Here is a 20,724-nt window from a genome sequence, read left to right on the forward strand (position 1 = left end):
GGACAAACGATAGTTGTGTACAGATCGGTTTTCTAGGCTGAGAAGTATCGAAAGGATGAGAATATGATATTTGATGATTTAAAAAACATCACCTTTTACAAAGGAATCCACCCCAATCTAGATCAGGCCATTGACTTTCTCTATGAGCATCGGAAGGATTCTTTTGAATTGGGGAGATACGATATTGATGGGGATAAGGTCTTTCTCGTCGTTCAAGAAAATACCCTCAACAAAGCAGAAAATGATCGCTTTGAACACCACAAAAGATATGCCGATTTGCATTTATTGGTAGAAGGGCATGAGTTTTCGAGTTATGGATCTCGTGTGACAGGTGAGGCGCTCGCATTTGATGAAGTATCGGACATCGGTTTTGTCCATTGCCAGGAGTCTTATCCGCTTCATCTAGGCTATCATAATTTTGCGATTTTCTTTCCGGGGGAACCTCACCAGCCCAATGGCTATGCAGGGCAAGAAGATATTGTGAAAAAGTATCTATTTAAAATTGCGATCGATTGATCATGTTAGAAAGGAGTGCCTATGTCATCTAAGGGGGCAGGATTGATCAAAACCGTTTTTAACACGGACAATGTAGTGATGCGTATCAGTGAGAAGGTTCTCGACTTGGTAACCGTTAATCTTTTATTTGTGCTAAGTTGTTTACCAGTTCTCACGATTGGAATTGCGAAAATTAGTTTGTATCAGACCTTATTTGCCATTAAGCACCAGCGTCGAGTTCCGGTGATTCGTAGTTATGCGAAGGCTTTTCGGGACAATTGGAAGATAGGCTTGCAACTAGGAAGTTTAGAACTGATTGTTGCAGGTATTTGTCTCTTTGATTTATTCTTATTTTGGGGGCAAACTTCCCTAGCTTTCCAAGCTTTGAAAACCGTTTGTTTAGGCCTCTTTCTCTTTCTTATGTTGATCTTATTGGCTGCTTATCCGATTGCGGCTCGCTACCAGTTGGATTGGAAAGAGTGTTTGCAAAAAGCCATGATTGTGACAGGCTTGCATTTTCCTTGGTTCTTCGTCATGGGAAGTGCTCTCTTACTTCTATGTATGGCTCTTGCAAGCTCGGTTTTAGTTTTCCTATTGGGACTTATGATCTTTTTCTTGTTCGGCTTTTCAAGCTTGGCTTTTGCACAAGTTGGATTAATGGAAAAGATTTTCGCCCAGTACCAAGAATAAAATGAATTTATTAGTGACAAAAGGAGAAAAAATGTCAGATTTAAAAAAATATGAAGGAGTCATCCCCGCTTTTTACGCCTGCTATGATGACCAAGGAGAAATTAGCCCGGAGCGGGTACGTGCGCTGGTAGAATATTTTATCGCGAAAGGTGTGCAGGGCTTGTATGTCAACGGATCCTCTGGCGAATGTATCTACCAGAGCGTGGCCGATCGCAAGCTGATCTTGGAAGAAGTGATGGCAGTAGCTAAAGGGAAATTGACCATCATTGCTCACGTAGCCTGCAACAACACCAAGGATAGCGTGGAATTGGCACGACATGCGGAAGAATTAGGAGTGGATGCCATTGCGGCCATTCCACCGATCTATTTCCGCTTGCCAGAATACAGTGTGGCCCACTACTGGAATGAAATCAGTGCAGCCGCACCCAATACAGACTTTGTCATCTACAATATCCCGCAATTGGCAGGGGTCGCTTTGACACCGAGCCTTTACAAGGAAATGTTGAAAAATCCACGGGTGATTGGGGTGAAAAATTCTTCGATGCCTGTTCAGGACATTCAAACCTTTGCTTCTTTAGGAGGCGACGACCACATTGTCTTTAATGGTCCGGATGAACAATTCTTAGGTGGCCGTCTCATGGGAGCGCATGCTGGGATCGGTGGCACCTATGGTGCGATGCCAGAACTTTTCTTGAAGCTCAATCAGCTGATTGCTGAGAAAGACTTGGAGACTGCGCGTGCCCTGCAGTTTGCCATCAATGACATTATCGGAGTCTTGACGTCTGCTCATGGCAATATGTATGCAGTCATCAAAGCGGTTTTGCGCATCAATGAAGGTTTGGACTTGGGATCTGTTCGCTCCCCTTTGACGCCAGTAGTAGAAGCGGATCAAGAAGTGATTCAACGTGCTGCTCAACTCATTCAGGACACAAAAGCCAGATTCCTTTAATCAAAGGAGGTCTAGATGAATCCATATGTTGTAATTGATATCGGAGGGACCAGTATCAAGTATGGTCTAGCCGATGCAAAAGGGCAACTCCTAGAGACCCATGAAATGCCAACGGAGGCCCAAAAAGGAGGACCTCACATTCTTAACACAACAAAGGAAATCGTAGCCCGTTATTTGAAGAAGCATCCCTTGGCAGGGGTTGCGATTTCTTCGGCCGGAATGGTAGATCCTGATAAAGGAGAAATCTTTTATGCAGGCCCACAAATTCCCAACTATGCAGGCACCCAATTCAAAAAGGAAATCGAAGAGACCTTTCAGATCCCTTGCGAGATTGAAAATGATGTTAACTGTGCCGGTCTCGCAGAGGTCACCACAGGCCATGCAAAAGGATCGAACAATGCTGTTTGCCTGACGATTGGGACAGGGATCGGCGGTTGCCTCTTGCTCGATGGTCAGGTCTTTCATGGCTTTAGCAATTCAGCCTGTGAGGTTGGCTATCTTCATTTGCCAGATGGTGCCTTTCAGGATCTAGCTTCAACGACGGCTTTGGTCGAGTATGTGGCGGAACATCACGGTGATCCTGTGGAACAGTGGAATGGCCGCCGGATCTTTAAGCAGGCAACAGAAGGAGATAAGATCTGTATGGCTGGAATTGATCGAATGGTGACCTACCTTGGCAAAGGACTGGCCAATATCGTTTATGTGGTCAATCCAGAGGTCATCGTTCTTGGAGGGGGGATTATGGCTCAGGAAGCTATCCTCAAGCCAAAAATCTATCAAGCCCTGTGTGCCGAACTGGTTCCTAGCCTAGCAGATAAGATCCGTTTGGAATTTGCCCACCATCAAAACGCTGCGGGTATGTTGGGGGCCTACTACCACTTTAGACAAAAACATGAAACATAAAACAAGTCGCGCTGGCGACTTGCTTTTTAAATAGGGAGACCATATTAAGATTTTCGAGAACGTTGATTAGAAAGTTTTTTGTTTTCCCAGTAGCTATTAAAGACAATTTCCTTTTGTTCTCGGCTTTTATTAAGGAAATGAGCATAGATCAAATCGACCACAATGAGGAGTGGTAAAATAGCAGAGATTCGATCGATATAGGTACTACTAGGAAGAGGTGCGGCCGGTAACACTTCTGTGAATCCTTGGTGGATGGCAGCCGGGTTAGCGGTCACAAGAACCGTTTTAGCCCCTTTTTCTTTGGCGTCCAGGAGACTATCTGTAATGGAGTTGGTGCCTCCTGACAATGAGAAACCGATGACTAAACAAGAGGAATCGAGAATACTGGTCGTCCAAGCAAAGCCGTCTTGATCAGTCAGGGCTTCACAAACGACGCCCAATCGCATAAAGCGCAATTTCATTTCTCGAGCGACTAATCCGGAACTACCGATCCCGAAGAAATAGACTCGGTCTACTTGATCGATTAGTTCAGCTACCCGATCTAATTGAGAATCTTTTACCAGACTTTCAGTGACGTTACTGATATGGTGGTAGCGTTGCAAGACACTGAGAGTGAGTTCGTCATGCACTTGCACCTGTTTTTGATTTTTGGTTTCTTCGTTAAAATGATAGACAAACTCCCGATAGCCGGAAAAACCACATTTTTGAGAGAAACGCGTTAAAGCTGCCTTTGAAACATGGAGTAACTCCGTTACACGAGAAGAGGACAGGGAGTGCTGTCGTGCTTCGGATGATAAAAAATATTGGGCAATATCGCGTTCCATATCTGTTAACTCAGCTTCATGGCTGGCGATAATGGCGCGTAAATCTTGATCTTGTTTCACAGCAATCCTCCTTTCTCACGAGATGAAATAACAGGATGCTCCTATAATATATTACACATTATAACATGGGTAACCGCTTTATTCAAGTAAAAGAAATCAAGAAATACTGAAACTAGGAACAGGATAGGAGAAAAGAAGAGAACGCTACCAAACTTGAAACTAAGGTCTTATTTGTTGTCCACAATTTTCTGAAAATTCCCGGTTGGGCCTGAACAAACGATATGAATTGTGGTATAATTTAAGATAATTGTACTGTTGTTGGAAGAACAATAGTTGAATAAGGAGGTGTGACGATGTCGAATGCAACACTCGAGATGATGCAAGAGATCGAGCAAGCTGCTCAGGGCGTGATCGTAGGCTATGAAGCTCAAGTTGAACAAATCCGAACGGATTCGCGCGATCGCCTTGCAACAGTGGCACAGCATTACGATGAGGAAACCAAGCAATTGGTCACAGAGGCAGAAAAAAACGCCCAGGAAAGACTCGTCCGTTTAACGAAAGATCTGGAAGAAACGGTTGCGCGCAATGATGCCAGGGTACAAGAGGCGATGACCGATAAACGAGCTGGGCTAGTTGAAGCCATTGTAGAAAAGGTGGTAGCAAGCTATGGCCGTTAGTCAGATGCAAAAACTGTCCCTCATCTTACCCAAAGATGACTTGGACAGTCTCCTACTAGCGCTACAGTCTGAGGCAAAAATCCAGATTTATGACCTCAGTGAGCATGAAGAATGGCAGGCTGCCTTTGAGGCAAATACCTTGTCTCAACCCTTGACAGAGGACAATCGTCAAGCTTTGGTAGAGCTGCAAAAACGTCAAGAACAAGTTGAAAAAATGATTCAGACTCTGGAGCCTTATATGCCTGAGAAAAAGGCCCTGCAAGCTCTGAAGGAAGAACCCTTAAGCTTGTCTTTTGATGACTTGCAGGCCCACGGGATGATTCGAGATGAGGATCTTCTATTGACCAAGTTGAAACGCCAATTGCGCGTGTTAGACAAGGCTCGTCAGAAGATTGCGGATGCAAAGGCAGAGATAGAGCGCTTAGAAAAATGGCGACCGTTAGAGGTGACACCAGCTGCCCTCGCTACTTTTCACTATGTGCATGGCTTGATCGGGACGATTCCAAATAGCGATACAGACGCTGTTCGTTCTTCCTTAAAAGCTCATCCAGAGCTGGAGTTAGAAGAAGTCTTTACGTCTGAAACCGAACACGGTTATGTCATCTTGTATCGATCGGGAGATCGTGTAGCTGTTCAGGAGCTTCTGGAAGACCATGGGTTCAAAGAATTGGACTATGAAGAAGAGCAGGTCCCGGCCGCCTACTTGGATCGCCTAGAAGGGGAAATCAAAGAGCAAGAAGCTGTAGCTGCAGCAACCCTAGCCGAGTTGCAAAACTCCCAGAAGGAGTTGGACCAGCTTAAGTACCAGATGGATTACTTGCTGAGTTCGGGAGCTCGTGAGGAAGCTAAGTCGCTTCTTGCCAGCACGCAAAGCTTGGTAGCCCTAGAGGGTTGGATTGAAACATCCCAAGTAGCCTCATTGCGAGACTTCTTGCAAGAAGGTTTTGGTTCTCGAGTCTTACTAGAGACACGCGATGTGACGGAAAAAGATTGGGATGACGTTCCGATCCAGTTGCGAAATAATGCCTTGGTAGAACCTTTTGAATTAGTCACAGAGATGTACGCCCTGCCTAAGTATTACGAGAAAGATCCGACACCGATCGTTTCTCTCTTCTACTTTGTTTTCTTTGGCATGATGGTCGCAGATATCGGTTATGGACTGTTGCTAACGGTAGCGACAGGGTTTGCCCTTAAAGCCTTTAAGCTCAAGCCTAGTACAGCCAAGAACCTTCGTTTCTTCAGCCTCCTTGGAATTTCAGTGGCCCTTTGGGGTGTGGTCTATGGCTCTTTCTTTGGATTTGAGATGCCTTTTGCCCTGATCAGTACGACCAGCAACGCCATGACCATCCTGATCCTCTCAGTGGTCTTTGGTTTTATCACCGTCTTAGTGGGCCTCTTCCTAGGAGGAATGAAAAATGTTCGCCTCAAAGACTACACGGAAGCCTATAATGCGGGCTTTGCTTGGGTCTTGATCCTACTTGGTTTAATGCTTCTAGCAGTAGGCAATATCTTGCCAGGGATGAGCCTGCTAGTTCCGATCGGCAAGTGGCTGGCTATTTTGAATGCCATTGGGATCTTGATTGTTTCCATTGTCAGTGCCAAGAAGCTATCCGGTTTAGCGTCTGGTCTCTTTAACCTCTACAATGTTAGTGGCTATGTCGGAGACTTGGTCAGCTTCACCCGTTTGATGGCCTTGGGCTTGTCTGGAGCGAGTATCGGTTCGGCCTTCAACCTCATTGTCAATCTCTTCCCACCGCTTGGACGGTTTACGGTAGGGCTTGTGCTCTTTATCGTCCTACATGCCATTAATATGTTCCTGTCCTTCTTGTCAGGATATGTGCATGGAGCCCGTTTGATCTTTGTGGAGTTCTTCGGTAAGTTCTACGAAGGAGGAGGCAAGCCATTTCGTCCTCTCAAACCTTCTGAACGCTATATTAAAACAAAAAAATAAGTATTATCTTTAATAAATAGGAGTATATTCATGGAATCTTTAGCATCATATTTTTCAGCCCATGGGGGCGCCTTCTTTGCAGCATTTGGTGTGGCGATCGCCGTTGCACTTAGTGGAATGGGATCTGCCCTTGGGGTTGGTAAAACGGGTCAAGCAGCAGCAGCGCTCTTGAAAGAACAACCTGAAAAATTTGCCCAAGCCTTGATTTTGCAATTGTTGCCAGGTACACAAGGTTTGTACGGTTTCGTTATCGGGATCTTGATCTGGTTGCAAATTAAGCCAGATATGCCACTTGAAACAGGGGTTGCTTACTTCTTTACAGCTCTTCCAGTTGCGATCGTTGGTTATTTCTCAGCCAAACACCAAGGAAATGTTGCGACAGCAGGGATGCAAATCTTGGCAAAACGTCCTGAAGACATGATGAAAGGGGTTATCCTTGCGGCCATGGTTGAAACCTATGCCATCTTGGCCTTCGTTGTGTCCTTCCTATTGACCCTACGCGTCGGCTAAGAGCTAGCTTTGATGAATTCGCCTCGCGAGGTGAAAAACACAAGACGCATGCAATAGGAGAAAAACGATATGGATGAACAAACCCAATTAAAGGATTCGATCTTGGCCCAAGCCCACGAAAAAGGGCGTAAACTCTTAGAAGAGACCAAGGAAACCATCCTAAAAGAAGAGACTGCGCAAGAAGAGCGGTTGATCCAAGAGAAACTCAATCAACGCTCCGAGCAGCTCAAGCGGATTCAACGTCAATTGCAACGTGAAACCCAACAAATCGAAAATAAAAAACGCCAATCAACCCTTGTCACCAAACAACGAGTCTTAAAGGATCTCTTTGCAGATGCTTACGAAGCGATGGTGGCTTGGCCCCTTGACAAGGAAATGCAGTTTGTAGATGCAGTCTTAGATCGCTATCAGGGACAAGTTGTGACCCTGACCTTTGGGGCGGTGAGCGCTAGCAAATTTGATCCAGCAGCTCTCGATAGATGGAAGCAGACTCATCAGAATGTGACAGTTGCGGATGCGACGATCCCAGCTCAGGCAGGCTTTGTCTTGTCGGTTGGGAAGATTGATGACAACTATCTCTACCGTGATTTGGTGGATTCCATTTGGGAGCAAGAAAGCTACCAGATGGCAGCCAGCATTTTCACCGACGAAGAGAACTAGGAGGTTGCAATGAGCGAACGGACCTATTCTCAAGTTAATACAGGAATCAGCGTACGTGAGGCTAGTTTTGTCAGTCCCAGTCAGTTCGAGCAGTTGCTTGCAAGTCCCTCTAGTGAGAGCCGAGAAGGCTTGCTACAAGGGACACCTTATGCTTTAGACAGCCACGAGATCAAGGATTTAGCAGCCCTTGAAGAGCGCCTGATGGCAGCCTTGTTGGCGGAATACCAATGGGCTTTTGAGGTAACCCCCCAGTCAGACCTGGTTAGCCTCTTCACCTTGAAGTACACCTATCACAATCTCAAGGTATATCTGAAAAACAAGGCTACAGAGCGCAAGTTGGGACATTTATTGATCCCTATCGGACCTTATTCTCTTGATGTGCTCGAACATTTGGTGGCGACCTTTTCTGCGGAGCATTGTCCAGCCTTTATGGCGGAAGAAGTGGCTGCAACTTGGCAAGAATTCCAAGACTATCAGGACTTGCGGGTCCTCGAAATCGGGATGGACTTAGCTTATTTTAAACACCTGAGATACTTAGGAGACAGCCTAGATCATCCGATTTTGAAGCAGTTGGTGGACGTGACCATTGACTTTTACAATGCGATTACAGTTAAGCGGGCCTTGGATCAGCAAAAACCGCATAGCTTTATGCACCAATTACTCTCAGATGAAGGGAGCCTCAGTGCCCATCAGGTGATCGACCTGCTAGAATCCGGCCAGTGGTTGACCTGGTTTTATCAAGTTAATCCGCTGGAGTACGATCTCGCCTTAGAGACTTATGAAGAAAAGATGCGCACCGGTCAACTAAAGACCGTAGAGTTGGAGTATTTAGAGAGTTTGGTGAAATTCAGTCTTCTAGACGCTGGCCGTTTTGAAGTCGATGGACCACTCCCTCTTGTTCGTTATCTTTACGGAAAAGAGTTAGAGGTGACCAACCTTCGTTTGGTCCTCTCTGGTTTGGACAATGGTTTTCCGCTAGCAGAAATTAAAGAAAGGATGAGACCGATTTATGGACAAACAGACCTATAAGATCGCCGTTGTGGGCAATCGGGACGCCATCCTTCCTTTTCGCCTGATTGGCTTTCAAACCTATCCGGTCACAGAGCCGCAAGAAGCGATCAATACCTTGCGAAAACTCAGTCGGGAAAACTTCGGGATTATCTACCTGACAGAGGATATTGCTCAGGCCATTCCAGAAACAGTGGCTTTTTACGACCAGCAGCTGACACCGGCTTTGATCCTTATCCCGACCCATAGAGGGACTACAGGACTGGGCCAACAGCGGATTCGTGATAATGTCGAAAAAGCAGTAGGACAGGATATTTTATGAGAACAAATGAATTTGGTCAAGCGATTGGGGATGCACTGCCGGAGTTTACACCGGGGCGCTTGCCAGCTATTGAGAGGATCGAAGGTCGCTATACCGTGATCGAGCGCCTCTCAAAAGAAAAACATGGGGCGGATCTTTATCAGGTTTACGGGCCGGACTCTCCAGCAGCTATGTGGACCTTTCTGTTTAAAGGTCCTGCCCGCAATGAAGAGGAGTGGGACCGCTTATTAGATGACCTCATGACAGCCCAAGGTCGCTTTTACTATGCGATTGTAGACAAAGATTCAGGCAAGGCTTTGGGGACATTCTCTCTCATGCGGATCGATCAAGCCAACCGGGTGATCGAAGTCGGAGCAGTGACCTACTCACCAGCACTCCAAAAGACACGCATGGCTACGGAAGCCCAGTATCTGTTAGCGCGCTACGTGTTTGAAGATTTAGGCTACCGCCGTTATGAGTGGAAATGCGATGCCTTAAACCAAGCTTCTCGCAAAGCAGCTGAGCGCTTAGGATTCACCTATGAAGGCTGTTTCCGTCAGGCTGTTGTTTATAAAGGTCGTACCCGCGATACAGACTGGTTGTCCATCATTGACCAAGAATGGCCAGCTATCAAACAGCGGCTAGAAGCTTGGTTGGATCCAAGCAATTTCGATGCTAATGGCCAACAAAAGCAAGCTCTAAGAGAGATAGCACAAAAGTAAAACAAAGAAACAAAGGATTCCCAGGAGGAATACATGACTCAAGGAAAAATTATCAAAGTTTCCGGTCCCTTGGTGGTTGCATCAGGGATGCAGGAGGCCAATATTCAAGATATTTGCCGGGTCGGCGATCTTGGTTTGATTGGCGAAATTATTGAGATGCGGCGTGACGAAGCCTCTATCCAAGTATATGAAGAAACGTCTGGAGTCGGTCCAGGAGAACCAGTGGTAACAACCGGAGCTCCCCTTTCTGTTGAATTGGGACCAGGTTTGATCTCTCAGATGTTTGACGGGATCCAACGCCCCTTGGAACGCTTCCAAGAAGTGACTGCCAGTGACTTTTTGGTTCGTGGGGTGCAAGTTCCAAATCTAGATCGGGACACCAAATGGGCCTTCGAACCAAGTGTGACAGAAGGGACAGAAGTGGTCGCTGGAGACATCGTCGGTACCGTTCAAGAGACCAATATGGTGGAACACCGCATCATGGTACCCTTTGGTGTCAGTGGACGTGTGACCAAGATCGCAGCAGGTTCTTACACAGTGGAAGAGCCGGTCTATGAGATCGAGCAGGCAGATGGTAGCCTCTTTACTGGGACCCTGATGCAAAAATGGCCCGTTCGTCGAGGCCGTCCCTTTGCACAAAAACTGATTCCAGTAGAGCCTTTGGTCACCGGTCAACGGGTTATCGATACCTTCTTCCCTGTGACTAAGGGTGGAGCTGCAGCTGTTCCGGGTCCTTTCGGAGCTGGGAAAACAGTTGTGCAACACCAGGTGGCCAAGTTTGCCAATGTAGACATCGTAATTTACGTTGGTTGTGGGGAACGTGGAAACGAAATGACGGACGTTCTGAATGAATTTCCAGAATTGATCGATCCGACGACCGGTCAATCCATCATGCAACGGACCGTTTTGATCGCTAATACTTCGAACATGCCGGTGGCGGCGCGGGAAGCTTCCATTTACACAGGGATTACTATTGCCGAATACTTCCGTGATATGGGCTATTCCGTTGCCATCATGGCGGACTCTACTTCGCGTTGGGCAGAAGCTCTCCGTGAAATGTCTGGTCGTCTAGAAGAAATGCCAGGGGATGAAGGATACCCAGCCTATCTTGGTAGCCGGATTGCTGAATATTACGAGCGTGCAGGTCGGGTTAAGACACTTGGAACCGCTGCGCGTGAAGGTTCGATTACCGCCATCGGTGCCGTTTCCCCTCCAGGTGGAGACATTTCAGAGCCGGTGACCCAAAATACCCTGCGGATCGTCAAGGTCTTCTGGGGACTAGATGCTCAGTTGGCGCAACGCCGCCACTTCCCAGCCATCAACTGGTTGAGTTCTTATTCACTTTACCAAGATGAAGTCGGTCGCTATATCGATCTACATGAACAAATCAGCTGGTCTGAAAAAGTGACCCGCGCTATGAATTTGCTTCAAAAGGAAAGTGAATTGCAAGAAATCGTCCGCTTGGTTGGTCTAGATTCCTTGTCTGAAAAAGACCGCTTGACCATGAATGCGGCTAAGATGATCCGTGAAGACTACCTGCAACAAAACGCCTTTGATGAGGTCGATACCTATACCTCTTTCAGCAAGCAGGTGGCCTTGTTGACCAACATTTTAACCTTTGACCAAGAAAGTCAAAAAGCGTTGGAATTAGGGGCTTACTTCACAGAAATCATGGAAGGAACCGTGGCTCTTCGGGACCGCATTGCCCGTAGCAAGTTCATCCATGAGGATCAGTTGGCAACCATCCAAGCCCTGAAAGAAGAAATCGTAGAAACCCTACACCAAATCGTCGCAAAAGGAGGAGTAGACAATGAGCGTGATTAAAGAATACCGTACTGTCAGCGAAGTTGTTGGCCCCTTGATGATTGTCGATCAGGTCGAAGGGGTTCACTACAATGAACTGGTAGAAATCAAGCTTCATGACGGAACGACCCGCCAAGGACAAGTCCTCGAAGTCCAAGAAGACAAGGCCATGGTCCAGCTCTTTGAAGGATCTAGCGGGATCAACTTGGAGAAAGCCAAAGTCCGCTTTACCGGACGTCCCCTAGAACTTCCTGTGTCTGAAGACATGGTCGGACGCATCTTTAGCGGGATGGGGAAACCCATTGATGGCGGTCCAGAGATTATCCCAGAGAAGTACTTGGACATTGATGGACAAGCCATTAACCCTGTTTCGCGGGACTATCCGGATGAATTTATCCAGACAGGAATCTCAGCCATTGACCATTTGAATACCTTGGTTCGGGGCCAAAAACTCCCAGTATTCTCAGGTTCTGGTCTTCCTCACAAGGAGTTGGCGGCTCAGATTGCTCGTCAAGCGACGGTTCTTAATTCTGAAGAAAACTTCGCCGTGGTCTTTGCGGCCATGGGGATTACCTTTGAAGAAGCCGAGTTCTTTATGAACGACCTTCGGGAGACAGGTGCCATTGACCGCTCGGTCCTCTTTATCAACTTAGCTAATGACCCCGCTATCGAGCGGATTGCCACTCCTCGGATCGCCTTGACAGCTGCCGAATATTTGGCCTATGAAAAAGACATGCACGTCTTGGTTATTATGACCGATATGACCAACTACTGTGAAGCCCTTCGGGAAGTATCTGCTGCCCGCCGGGAAGTTCCAGGTCGTCGGGGCTATCCAGGTTACCTTTATACTAACCTCTCAACCCTCTACGAACGTGCAGGACGCTTGGTTGGAAAGAAAGGATCTGTGACCCAAATTCCGATCCTCTCTATGCCAGAAGATGACATCACCCACCCCATCCCTGACTTGACAGGCTACATCACCGAAGGACAGATTATTCTGTCCCGCGATCTCTACAATAGTGGTTACCGCCCACCGATCAATGTTCTTCCATCCCTTTCTCGTTTGAAGGACAAGGGTTCTGGTGAAGGCAAGACTCGGGAAGACCATGCGGCGACTATGAACCAGCTCTTTGCGGCTTACGCTCAAGGAAAACAAGCCAAAGAACTGGCCGTAGTGCTTGGGGAATCTGCCTTGTCAGATACGGACAAGCTCTATGTTAAATTTACGGACCGCTTTGAGCAAGAATACATCAATCAAGGTTTCACTACCAATCGGACGATTGAGGAAAGTTTGGATCTCGGTTGGGAACTCTTATCCATCCTTCCAAGAACAGAGCTTAAACGGATCAAGGATGAGATGATTGACAAGTATCTGCCAAACAAAGAGGATTAGCCTATGGCACGATTAAATGTAAAACCAACTCGGATGGAGCTTAATATTCTCAAAGAGCGCCTCAAGACAGCAACCCGGGGGCACAAGTTGCTCAAGGATAAGCGGGATGAACTCATGCGTCGCTTTATTGAAGCTGTGCGTGAGAATAATCGCCTGCGCCAAAAGGTGGAGGCAGCGCTGGTGGGCAATATGCAAGATTTCGTGATGGCCAAGTCCTTAGAGAGTGACCTTATGGTAGAAGAAATCTTTGCCGTTCCCACTCGAGAAGTGATGCTCCATATCGAGGAAGAAAATGTCATGAGTGTGCGCGTGCCCAAGCTCCATGCCCGAATCGATAATCCATACGGAGATGATGAAGGGGACGTGGTTTATAGCTACCTCGCCTCCAACAGTCAAATGGACAGCACCATTCAAGAAATGGGGGATCTACTCCCAGATTTGCTTAAGTTAGCGGAAATTGAAAAAAGCTGCCAACTCATGGCAGATGAAATCGAGAAAACCCGCCGTCGGGTGAATGGACTCGAGTATGCGACCATCCCAGACCTCAAAGAGACTATCTATTATATCGAAATGAAACTCGAAGAAGCCGAACGCGCCAACCTCGTCAGAATCATGAAGGTCAAATAAGATACAAAGCCCGTAAAATGCAAAGTGAAAATAGGGAGCAGGACAGAAGCACTGTTGTATAGAATGCTTCGTTGTCCTGCCCCCACAAGGCTGATTAGGATTTTTCCGAGCTCTTAAAGCAAGAGAAAAATCCAATCAGCTACTGTGCCTTTGAAGTTAGTACTATTACAGTTTGCGTTTTTCACCCAGCCTTAATGACTTAAAAAAGATAAGAACCTCATTGAGGAACGGCTCCTTGATGAGGTTTTTTTCACCCTGGAACTCTTCTTCCGCCACCCTTTTTTTATGTTACTAGTTTGTAACAATGTGACAAGAAAGACGAAATGTTACAAGAAAAATACAGTTTTGTTAAATAGCCAAAAAGGCCTTTTATTATTTATAAATTGTGATAAGATAGTATAGTAGTTCATTTGTTCAAGAAAATCTTGAGCAAAAAAACAAAGAAAAAAGAGGATAAAAGATGAAATTAAAAGTTAATACGAAAGCCTTGATCGCTTCAACAGTAGCTCTTGCAGTGATTCCATTTACAAAAGCCACTGCAGAAACACTTGAAGATTGGGTAGCTCGCTCAGTAGATGAAATCAAACATGATATCCAACAAAGCGGTGAAAACCAACAAACTTATACTATCAAATATGGTGATACATTGAGTTCGATCGCAGAAGCGCTTGGAATCGATGTTCATGTGTTGGCAAACTTGAACAACATCAGCAACATGGATTTGATCTACCCAGGTACTGTTTTGAAAACAACAGTAAATGATCAAAAAGAAGTAACTTCAGTTGAAATCCAAACTCCTCAAGCAGGTGCGACAGATGCAACCGTTGCAAGTGCTGACTTGACAACAAACCAAGTGACAGTTGATGACCAAACAGTCGCTGTCAACGATTTGTCAAAACCAGTTAACGAAGATAACAAAGCTGTTCCAGTTGCTCCAGCAGCGGAAACTCAAGAAGCTCCTGTAGTTGAAGTACCAGTAGCAGAAACACCAGCACAACCAGCTGTTCCAGAAACACCAAGCTACGGTGCTCCAGCTACCAATGTTGCAACTCAAAACCCAGAAACAGCCCCAGCTTCTGCTCCTGAAGCTCCAGCAACTCAACCAGAAGCTCCTGCTGAAACACCAGCTCCTGCAGACGAAGCTCCGGCAGCACAACCTGCAGCAGCAGAAACTGTCGCAGCACCAGAAGTGCAACCAGTAGCAGAAACCTCAACGAGCGGAAATACGATTCCAAATGATCCACACCTTCAACCTCAAGCGGAAGCTTTCCGTCAAGAAATCGCTGCAAAATTTGGTATCACAAACATTGGTGGTTACCGTGAAGGGGATCCAGACGATCATGGTAAAGGACTTGCAGTGGACGTAATGGTACCAACCAGTTCACAACTCGGGGATCAAGTTGCCCAATATGCTATTGACAACATGGACCGTGCAGGTATCTCATATGTTATCTGGAAACAACAATTCTACATGCCAGTAGACAACATTTACGGACCAGCTAACACTTGGAACCAAATGCCTGACCGTGGTGGAGATACAGCAAACCACTATGACCACGTGCATATCTCATTTAACGGATAATAAAACATTGAACTAGGCCTAGAGCCTAGTTCTTTTTTGTGTGCACAAAAAAAAGCCGGAAGACGAATCTTCCAGCCGGACAATGGTTATAAAATATGATCGACTTTTTCCACCTGATAAAGGGCAATCGCCATGATAATGGTTAAGACCAGTAGCATGAGGATAGCTGGTGTCCAAGAGTGGAAGAGAGATTTGCTGTAGCCGAAGAGAATGGGACCAAAGGCTGCAAAGACGTAGCCTCCGGTTTGGGCAAGTCCAGAAAGTTGAGCTGTTTTTTCAGGTGTGCTGGATTTCATAGAGAAAGCGACCATGAGGTAAGGGAAGAGCGAACTAACGGAACTTCCAATTAGGGCATTTAATACCAACCAGTAGAAGAAGTTGCTGGTCGGGATTAAGAGCATGGCTACCCCCAGAATCCCTGCTCCGACAACAATGGCAAGCATCAAGCGTCGATTGCGATCGGATAACCGTGTCGTTAAACTTGGGATCGTCAAGGAGAATGGGAGACTGATCAGGGTAAACACGGAGGCCAGTAGTCCAGATTCAACCTTTGAAAGGCCAGCTTGAACAGCCATGGTCGGAAGCCAAGTCATACTTGTATAGAAAAGTAGTGACTGCAAGCCTCCGAAAATCATGATAGCCCAGACATATTTATTGGTATACCACTTGCTACTAGATTCCGTAGTAGCAGCCTTTTTGAGTCGGTGGTTGTAGCGAAGGTTAGGAATCCAGATAACCAAAGCAAGAGCACACAAGGCTGTCAAGATGTTGACCAAACCTTGCCAAGAAGTGGCTTTGGTGATCGGAACAGCGACAGAAGAGGCGATCGCTGTGGACATCCCCATAGAAGTGATGTACAAAGTGGTCAGAATGCCTAGTTGGCGGGGTCTGTTCGCCTGAATGAGGCTTGGAAGGAGCACATTGAGAAAGGCGATGCCAGCTCCAATCAAGATGGTTCCCAGATAGAGGAAGGGGAGGTTGATAATCCGAATAGCAGATCCGATCGTAATCGCGATCAAAACTAGGAAAAAGAGGCGCTCAATCCCCAACTTTTTAGCAAATTGAATCGCAAAAGGTGAGAAAATGGCAAAGGTGAGAAGTGGTAAGCTAGTCAATAGTCCCAGAGAGCTCACATCTACCCCCAAACCAGCAGCGATGTCAGACAAGACTGTCGGAAGCGTAGTAAATGGTGTTCGTAAAATAATCCCAAGCATAATGATGCCCGGGATGAATAGCATAGAATGTGTTTTTTTCATAAATCCTCCTCAGACAAAAATTCTCTTCATTATAACATAGATTGAGCATAAATTGGAGTATTGATACAAATGAAGGAGAAGGACCGTAGTTCTCACTGTCGTTCGAACTGCGTCAACGTACCTAAGTTCGTCTACGCCCCTATTGGACTTGACTCACTAAGGTACGTAGAAAAAGCCACCGGTTTTGGTGGCTCTTATAGGGAGATTATTATGAAAAAGTTTAGGATTTTCTATCAAACAAAGTTAGGAGGTCTTTATTTGATGGTTTTATTATAAGGCGGTTTGCTTAAAGAAAACTTAAGAAAAGGCGCTGACCGAAAGAATCGGTCTAAAGTCTGAGACGTCTTTATTCGCTGAAGAAATCAATGCCGGTTTTGTTGAGTTCGTTGACTCGCAACATGAATTTTGTTTTGATTTGAACAAGTGGGCTTCCGAAATTTTCGAGTGCAATCAAACCTTCCAGGGCTTTTAGGACCTGCTTGGCACGATAAACCCCTTCCTTGTCATTTAAGCCAAGGAGGGCATAGACCTGTATAAATTCTAACTGCATGGAAATACTGGTGTTTAAAATCGGTTTGCGCTTGCGAAGCTGGTTAATCGATTGAAGAAAATTCAGAGCTTCTAAGTAGAGTTCTTTTTTAATAAGATAGTTGGCTAGATTTAACAGCAAAGAGGCCAATGCATTGGCAGAGTAGGCAGAATAACTGCTTTCAAAAAGTTCCAAGGATTCCTTTCGAATCTTAGCGACGACTTCATAGGGCAAGACAGATAAAAGGGCAATGGTGAAGTCTTGCTCAATTTCATTTTGATAGGCAAACGGCACTTCTTGAGCGATTCGTTGAATCGAGACAGGTGCGTCTTCCAGGTGGATTTCTTTTCCCATCGCGTTATTGACATTGATTTCAAGCGAGCGCAAATAGAGTTGCCAGAGCTCTTTGTTCTCCTCTGCAACAGGCGATTTTTCGTGCTTTAAGCGCTCAATAATGGACAGAAAATCCATGTTTTCTTGATTGATGTGTTTCATCAAAATAGGACTGAAATTTTGAATGGTTAAGCCAGGATAATGGGACAAAAAGGTGTCCCAATCCACCCCCATAGACAGCAAGAGGCGAGAGAATGTCTCGATGGTTACTCCTTTTTGAGAACGCTCAAATTGGCTGAGGAACTGAGGAGAGACAATGTCTGCAGCGACTTCTTTTAGAGAAAGACCGCGTGCTTCACGAATCTTACGAAATGTTGGACCAAATGGAGAAGATGAGGACATAGGGGGGCTTCCTTTCAATTAGCATACCATTAGTATACCTCAAAAAGGGATGGAATTAAACTCAGAGTTTAATTTTTAACAAAAAAACTAGAAATTATTCGATTTTTAAGAAAAATGAAACTATAGTTTACATGGCCCTTTTTTAGGGAGAGATTTTTGATAAAATAAGGTCAATTCTAGAAGATACGCTTATAACAAAAGGAGATTTACAATGACGACACAAGAAATTTTACAGCTATTAGATGAAAAGCGCGTGCTAACAGCCCCTGCAGCAGTTGCTTGGGATGAAGTTCAGCGCCAACAAAACCGATTAAATAAAGCAGCGAAGAGACTCAATGGGCCAATCACGGTCACACTGGCCCTCAATCTTCTTTTTGCCTTTACGATTTTTCTCTTAGAACAAAGTCACCTGATGCACGGTTTTCTACTGATGCTCGGATTGATGGGTGGGTTGATTGCGATCAAATATTTTGTATTTGTAGCCCCAGCCAAGCAGGCTCTTGCCAATGCCCAGGCCCTTTATAACCAGGAAATCAGCCAACCAGCCTACCAACAAGGGATGCAAGGTTTCCCACAAAAATTTTATAATTACCACGACCTCTTCCGACTATATAACTTAATCGCAGAAGGCCGTGCCTCTACCTTGCCTGAAGCCTACAATCTGCTTGAAATGCAACAATTCCAAGAAACGCAAGTGAATCTGCAAGAGGAGGCCAATGCCCTACAAGCCGATATCGCACGTAGCTCAAGGGTCAGTGCCGTTGCTAATGTAGTCACTGCTTACAATACTTATCGCATCCACAAAGATATGTGATGTCAAAAAGATAAAAGATGAAAAAACCTCCCAAGAGTCATGATCGAAAATCAGAGCTCTCGTGGAGATTATTTTGTTGTCCTGTAAAAAGTAGTTCCGCACGGCATCCATGTACTCAAGTTCACTAACGTATTAAGGATCGTAGTTCTCACTGTCGTTCGAACTGCGTCAACGTACCTAAGTTCGTCTACGCCCCTACTGGACTTGACTCACTAAGGTACGTAGAAAAAAGCCACCGGTTTTGGTGGCTCTTATAGGGAGATTATTATGAAAAAGTTTAGGATTTTCTATCAAACAAAGTTAGGAGGTCTTCATTTGATGGTTTTATTATAAGGCTCATTTCTTAAAGAAAACTTAAGAAAAGACACGGTCTATAAGAATCGGTCTTAGGTCTGATAATTTTTTTACAACAGACTCTATTTAGATTTTTTTCTAAATAGAGTTGACAAACCCATCCGAAAGTACTAGAATCTATTTAGAAAGATATCTAAATAGATTAGAGGAGATAGAGAATGAATTTTGCGCAAACATTTAAAGCTTTATCGAATCCGATAAGAAGAAGTATCTTAGAACTGCTAAAGGCGGGGAAGTTATCTGCTGGTGATATCGCTGGCCACTTTGATGTAGCAGGAGCGACCATTTCCCATCATTTAAACCTCCTCAAGCAGGCAGATTTAATTCGAGAGGAAAAAGAGAAGAATTTTATCTACTATGAACTCAATACTTCTGTCTTGGAGGATTTAATGGTCTGGCTCGTTGATTTGAAAGGAGACTCTACTGATGAAAACGAATAAAAAACTATTGCTATTAACTTCTATGGTGATCCTTTTCCCCATGCTTTGGGGGCTGATGATTTGGTCGCAATTACCTAACCAAATCCCGATTCACTTCAATTTTGCTGGCCAGCCCAATAACTTCCAATCGAAACCCCTGGTTGTGTTTGGTCTTCCTATTTTCGATCTCATGGTGCATCTGTTTATGATCTTTATGATCGGTCGCGATTCTAAGAATAGCGCTATGAATGAAAAAATGATCAGAGCGATTTACTGGTTGACCCCAATCGTTTCCTTAAGTACCTCCTATCTCATCTATAGCAAGGCGCTAGGATCTACTACCAATCCATCAGTTTTTGTTTCGGTTCTGCTGGGTCTCATCTTTGTAATCATGGGCAATTACATGCCTAAGCTAAAAGTGAATCACACGGTTGGAATCCGTCTGCCTTGGACCTTACAGAGTGAAGATAACTGGCACAAAACCCATCGCTTGGCAGGGAAGTTGTGGGTTCTCGGAGGTTTGATCCTTCTACTTGAAGCAGGCCTTCAATTCGCGCTTTCTTATGTTTTGGTGCTGGTCATCCTCGCCATTGTGTTTATCCCTGTGATGTACTCTTATCAATTAAGTCGGAAAAATCGTTAGTATGAAAAACAACCAGAGAAGAAGCCAGTCGGGAACGGTTTCTTTTCAGGTTGTTTTTGCTTGTTCATCGTTTCAAATTTAAAACTTTCAGGAAAATACTTATTTTTCGGAAAGTAATATTTAGAAATTGAATGGTATTGGTCGAATATTTCTAGGGAGTCTTAGAGGATGATGTGGGGTTCCATTTTTATTTTTTTAAGACAATATAGATTAGGTATAAGTTCCTTAATGATATTTTCCCTATCCATATACATACCATTATTTCCCCAGCAGGCAACTACTAAATCAGATTGTGCTACACATTCTAAAATATAATTATCATTTTCGTTTCCGATAGGATTATCAGTTAAATATATATCCTTTGGGTAAGTGCTTCTAAAAGCAAATAAGTTAGCCATAAGTAAGGTTCCATATCCCCAATCCTTGGCGTAATTTATACATCGTGTGATTGTAGGATCATCAATAGTTTCATCGGCAATTGATGGATTTAAACCAATAAAAAGAATTGTAGGTTTTGTTGAATCCCAGGTACGAGATAGTTTATAGCGATAAATCTGATCGTCTGAAATAGTAGCTTCTTTTTGCATAGTTGGCCTCCGTTTTCTTCTATTATATCACTAAATATTTTTCCAAAAAAAATATTTATAAATTATTCAGATCACTTTTGATATAATAGAATCAGAAACATAGAGGAGATTATAAATGAGAAATAAACGAATCACATGCCAACAATGTAAATCTTTAATTGAATATGATCCTACATCTACCCATGAAGGTCTCAGGGATTTTGAGGAGATAGTCTGTCCGCGATGTGACTACGTTGTGACACGAGTTTTTACCGATTTAATTCCATCTGTCCGAGTGGTAGATTAGTAGAAT

General features: G+C 44.9%; 21 protein-coding genes and 1 pseudogene. 18 read left to right on the plus strand and 4 right to left on the minus strand.

The genetic code is table 11. The annotated features are described in order from the left end of the window. Positions 1–63 precede the first annotated feature (63 nt). Genes PCY11_RS04650 through PCY11_RS04665 form a run of 4 tightly spaced genes read left to right on the plus strand, consistent with a single transcriptional unit; the run spans position 64 to position 3,037 of the window. Complete coding sequence (locus PCY11_RS04650; RefSeq protein WP_070666678.1) at positions 64–516, plus strand: YhcH/YjgK/YiaL family protein; 453 nt, start codon at positions 64–66, stop codon at positions 514–516. A 21-nt stretch (positions 517–537) separates the two neighbouring features. Continuing rightward, positions 538–1,185: a YesL family protein gene (locus tag PCY11_RS04655; RefSeq protein ID WP_070666680.1), complete on the plus strand. Its 648-nt coding sequence runs from the start codon at positions 538–540 to the stop codon at positions 1,183–1,185. Between the two features lie 31 nt (positions 1,186–1,216). Next, positions 1,217–2,134, plus strand: coding sequence for a dihydrodipicolinate synthase family protein (locus PCY11_RS04660; protein WP_037608222.1), 918 nt, complete (start codon positions 1,217–1,219; stop codon positions 2,132–2,134). Between the two features lie 15 nt (positions 2,135–2,149). Continuing rightward, positions 2,150–3,037 (plus strand): ROK family protein, encoded by an 888-nt coding sequence (locus PCY11_RS04665; RefSeq protein WP_003009424.1) that lies wholly within the window; start codon positions 2,150–2,152, stop codon positions 3,035–3,037. A gap of 44 nt (positions 3,038–3,081) precedes the next feature. On the opposite strand, the gene PCY11_RS04670 is transcribed toward PCY11_RS04665, so the two are convergent. Then, positions 3,082–3,921 (minus strand): MurR/RpiR family transcriptional regulator, encoded by an 840-nt coding sequence (locus PCY11_RS04670; RefSeq protein ID WP_118228641.1) that lies wholly within the window; start codon positions 3,919–3,921, stop codon positions 3,082–3,084. A 293-nt stretch (positions 3,922–4,214) separates the two neighbouring features. On the opposite strand from PCY11_RS04670, the gene PCY11_RS04675 reads away from it, so the two are divergent. The 11 genes from PCY11_RS04675 (at position 4,215) to PCY11_RS04725 (ending at position 15,095) form a co-directional block, all read left to right on the plus strand. Continuing rightward, positions 4,215–4,538 carry a hypothetical protein gene (locus PCY11_RS04675; protein ID WP_024055125.1) on the plus strand — a complete coding sequence of 108 codons (324 nt, stop codon included), beginning with the start codon at positions 4,215–4,217 and terminating at the stop codon, positions 4,536–4,538. Further along, positions 4,528–6,489, plus strand: coding sequence for a V-type ATP synthase subunit I (locus PCY11_RS04680; RefSeq protein ID WP_301362539.1), 1,962 nt, complete (start codon positions 4,528–4,530; stop codon positions 6,487–6,489). The genes PCY11_RS04675 and PCY11_RS04680 overlap by 11 nt, the downstream gene beginning before the upstream one ends. A gap of 30 nt (positions 6,490–6,519) precedes the next feature. Then, positions 6,520–6,999, plus strand: a complete 480-nt coding sequence (locus tag PCY11_RS04685) for a V-type ATP synthase subunit K (RefSeq protein WP_003009435.1) — start codon at positions 6,520–6,522, stop codon at positions 6,997–6,999. A gap of 69 nt (positions 7,000–7,068) precedes the next feature. Next, positions 7,069–7,659: an ATP synthase subunit E gene (locus PCY11_RS04690; RefSeq protein WP_031572754.1), complete on the plus strand. Its 591-nt coding sequence runs from the start codon at positions 7,069–7,071 to the stop codon at positions 7,657–7,659. Positions 7,660–7,668: 9 nt separating this feature from the next. Then, the gene (locus tag PCY11_RS04695) at positions 7,669–8,688 is read left to right on the plus strand and encodes a V-type ATPase subunit (protein ID WP_301362540.1); all 1,020 of its coding nucleotides are present in this window, start codon (positions 7,669–7,671) and stop codon (positions 8,686–8,688) included. Next, positions 8,669–8,989 carry a V-type ATP synthase subunit F gene (locus tag PCY11_RS04700; protein ID WP_031572747.1) on the plus strand — a complete coding sequence of 107 codons (321 nt, stop codon included), beginning with the start codon at positions 8,669–8,671 and terminating at the stop codon, positions 8,987–8,989. The genes PCY11_RS04695 and PCY11_RS04700 overlap by 20 nt, the downstream gene beginning before the upstream one ends. Continuing rightward, the gene (locus PCY11_RS04705) at positions 8,986–9,690 is read left to right on the plus strand and encodes a GNAT family N-acetyltransferase (RefSeq protein ID WP_301362541.1); all 705 of its coding nucleotides are present in this window, start codon (positions 8,986–8,988) and stop codon (positions 9,688–9,690) included. The genes PCY11_RS04700 and PCY11_RS04705 overlap by 4 nt, the downstream gene beginning before the upstream one ends. 33 nt (positions 9,691–9,723) lie before the next feature. Next, a complete protein-coding gene (locus PCY11_RS04710; protein ID WP_301362542.1) occupies positions 9,724–11,514 on the plus strand; it encodes a V-type ATP synthase subunit A in 1,791 nt (596 codons plus the stop codon). Beyond that, positions 11,501–12,886 carry a V-type ATP synthase subunit B gene (locus PCY11_RS04715; protein WP_155169852.1) on the plus strand — a complete coding sequence of 462 codons (1,386 nt, stop codon included), beginning with the start codon at positions 11,501–11,503 and terminating at the stop codon, positions 12,884–12,886. Before PCY11_RS04710 ends, PCY11_RS04715 begins: the two co-directional genes overlap by 14 nt. 3 nt (positions 12,887–12,889) lie before the next feature. Further along, a complete protein-coding gene (locus PCY11_RS04720) occupies positions 12,890–13,513 on the plus strand; it encodes a V-type ATP synthase subunit D (protein ID WP_003002380.1) in 624 nt (207 codons plus the stop codon). A gap of 460 nt (positions 13,514–13,973) precedes the next feature. Further along, complete coding sequence (locus PCY11_RS04725) at positions 13,974–15,095, plus strand: LysM domain-containing protein (protein WP_049475241.1); 1,122 nt, start codon at positions 13,974–13,976, stop codon at positions 15,093–15,095. Between the two features lie 86 nt (positions 15,096–15,181). Here the strand turns inward: PCY11_RS04725 and PCY11_RS04730 are convergent, their stop codons facing one another. Continuing rightward, positions 15,182–16,351, minus strand: a complete 1,170-nt coding sequence (locus PCY11_RS04730) for an MFS transporter (protein ID WP_021154226.1) — start codon at positions 16,349–16,351, stop codon at positions 15,182–15,184. 346 nt (positions 16,352–16,697) lie between these two features. Next, positions 16,698–17,615, minus strand: a complete 918-nt coding sequence (locus PCY11_RS04735; RefSeq protein ID WP_247920019.1) for a helix-turn-helix domain-containing protein — start codon at positions 17,613–17,615, stop codon at positions 16,698–16,700. Positions 17,616–17,826: 211 nt separating this feature from the next. Here PCY11_RS04735 and PCY11_RS04740 point away from each other — a divergent pair, with 211 nt between their 5' ends. The 3 genes from PCY11_RS04740 (at position 17,827) to PCY11_RS04750 (ending at position 19,845) form a co-directional block, all read left to right on the plus strand. Further along, positions 17,827–18,429 (plus strand): hypothetical protein, encoded by a 603-nt coding sequence (locus PCY11_RS04740; RefSeq protein WP_049486045.1) that lies wholly within the window; start codon positions 17,827–17,829, stop codon positions 18,427–18,429. 512 nt (positions 18,430–18,941) lie between these two features. Beyond that, positions 18,942–19,223: an autorepressor SdpR family transcription factor gene (locus PCY11_RS04745; protein ID WP_247920018.1), complete on the plus strand. Its 282-nt coding sequence runs from the start codon at positions 18,942–18,944 to the stop codon at positions 19,221–19,223. Next, positions 19,210–19,845 (plus strand): SdpI family protein, encoded by a 636-nt coding sequence (locus PCY11_RS04750; RefSeq protein ID WP_301362543.1) that lies wholly within the window; start codon positions 19,210–19,212, stop codon positions 19,843–19,845. The genes PCY11_RS04745 and PCY11_RS04750 overlap by 14 nt, the downstream gene beginning before the upstream one ends. A 120-nt stretch (positions 19,846–19,965) precedes the next feature. On the opposite strand, the pseudogene PCY11_RS04755 reads toward PCY11_RS04750, so the two are convergent. After that, positions 19,966–20,432, minus strand: a pseudogene (locus tag PCY11_RS04755) (DUF1643 domain-containing protein). Between the last annotated feature and the right edge of the window lie 292 nt (positions 20,433–20,724).

Source organism: Streptococcus sp. SP8 (genome assembly GCF_030440045.1).
Taxonomy (GTDB): Bacteria; Bacillota; Bacilli; order Lactobacillales; family Streptococcaceae; genus Streptococcus; species Streptococcus parasanguinis_I.